This is a genomic window from Psychrobacillus sp. (genome assembly GCF_056205495.1).
Map to the genome: position 1 here is coordinate 1 of NZ_JBAEAP010000114.1, position 2,130 is coordinate 2,130.

1 protein-coding gene is annotated in these 2,130 nt (G+C 35.5%); it reads left to right on the plus strand.

Features of this window, described 5'->3' with window-relative positions; all coding sequences use genetic code 11:
• Nucleotides 1-33: 33 nt before the first annotated feature.
• Nucleotides 34-2,130: tetratricopeptide repeat protein (locus tag AC06OU_RS03465; RefSeq protein ID WP_475854007.1), on the plus strand; the 2,097-nt coding region annotated here is incomplete at its 3' end.

Consider the following 2,130-nt stretch of genomic DNA (forward strand, 5'->3'; position numbering starts at 1 on the left):
TTTCTACGTTATCTAGTGCATAGCATACGAAGAGTGGTTCCAACGTTCGGGAGTAGTCTACTAGAAGACAATATTCATTTCATATACCCAAAGGAAACGGAGCTGACTAGGTGGTATTCTCTATTTTGTAATGAACTAGCCCTAATTAATGCACCTTTTACGATTGTCTTAGATGATTATCATTTAGTTGACCATGTATTCCATATAAATTATGTAATCGAAAAAATAATAGAATTCCTTCCTCCTACTATTAATCTCGTTATAGCTTCTCGGATTCGACCGAAGTGGACTGTGTTACTCAAGCTTAAGTTAAATGGTCAACTAGTTGAGCTAAAAGAACAGGATTTTATGTTTAGCGAGGAAGAAATTCAAGTGTTCTTTGAAGATTATCATGAAAAGTCGATTACTAACGTTGAAGCGGAAAATGTATTAAAGCTAACGGAGGGATGGGCGATTGCCATCCAATTGATTGCTGTTCAATTAGTAGAGTCTCAGAAAACGATAGCTGATCTTACTAATTTTGCGCTTAATGATTTGTTTTCCTATCTTTCTGAAGAAGTATTTTCTAATATGTCACCAAAAGATCAGCTTTCTTTATTGAATTTCAGTATATTTCCTGTTTTTTCTGCTGAAGAAATAGATGAATTCTTTGGAAAGGAAGAATTTGCTCAGTTTGAGATGTTAACCTCTAGTCATTCTTTTATCCAAAAGTTAAGTGATTCCAATACGTATAGGTTTCACGCTTTGTTTCAACAATTTCTAGAAGATAAGTGGCTCCAAACGAATTCTATCGGTTTTTATGAAACACATAAAGAAGTAGCTAATTTTTTTAAAGAGAAAAATAACATCGTCCAAGCTATATATCACGCCGTAAAATCTAAAAACGAGCAATTTTTAGCTGAGATGATTATTCCGAACGCCAACTCAATGATTTTGGCTGGTCAATTCGATTGGCTGCTGGAGTTGATGAAGGACCATTTATCTCCTTCTACTAGAGAACATTTTTATGAACTCTATTATTTTGAGGGGGAATGTCATCGATATCGAGCGTTTTATGAAAAAGCGAGGAAATCATATGAAAAGTGCTTAGCAATGGCTCAGGCAAATCAGAATATTCTTTTCATGAGCAGAGCTAATGCAGGGATTGCCCATATTTATCTAGATACGATTCAACCAGCATTAGCAAAATCATTTTTAGAGGAAGCTATTAAATGGGCAAATGATAGTAAAGAAATATCAAATGACGAGCAGAATTCTCTAAAAAGACTCCATGCGGAGAATCTAGTTAATTTAGGCAGGTCGAAAGATGCCAGCGAGTGGGTTACAAGGGAAAAATTAGACCCATTTATTTTAAGAAAGGGTAACTTGGATGCCCGAATTTATCTAAGAACTGGAATGTTAAATGATGCTGTGCGAGTTTTAGAGCTGAGACTAGAGGATGAACTAGCAATACCGGATTCTCATCGTGAAACTGCCTTACTGCTCTCCTTCATTTACTCATTGACAGGGGACACCGAAAAAGCGAAAAAAGCAGCAAACAAAGGAATTGAAACTGGCATTAAGGAAAAATCGGGCTTTGTTGAAGCGGTGGGATGGATTAGAAAAGGTCATGCGGAAATATTACATAATCCATTTGACCTTCATACTCCTGAAGCACTTTATTTAAAAGCTGTTCAGCGTATGGAAGATTTGAATGTTTCGAGAGCTAAAGCAGAGCCTTACTTGGGACTTTCCATTTTAAAGTCCAGGCAAGGAAAATTTCAGGAAGCGATTAGTTATGGGGAAATGGGATTACGTGAAACAATCAGAAGTAATGATTATTGGTTATCTGCATATATAATGCTTGGACTGTCCATTGTTTATTATGAAAATGAAGATTTAGATAAGGCAGAAGCAAGGTGTCAGGAGGCAGCAGCATTATTTTATGAAAATGGAGATATATATGGAGAAATGACCAGTAATTATTGGCTTTCTCGTATTTATGCTGACCTTCACATGAGAGATTTATTTGTAAGTTCCATGGTTACATTTGCAAAAATATGTGTTGAAAATAACTTTCTTTTCTTTTTACTGAAAGAAACAGTATTTGGTCCAGTCGACTTACAGATAAATTTTCCCCTTATAAAAAAA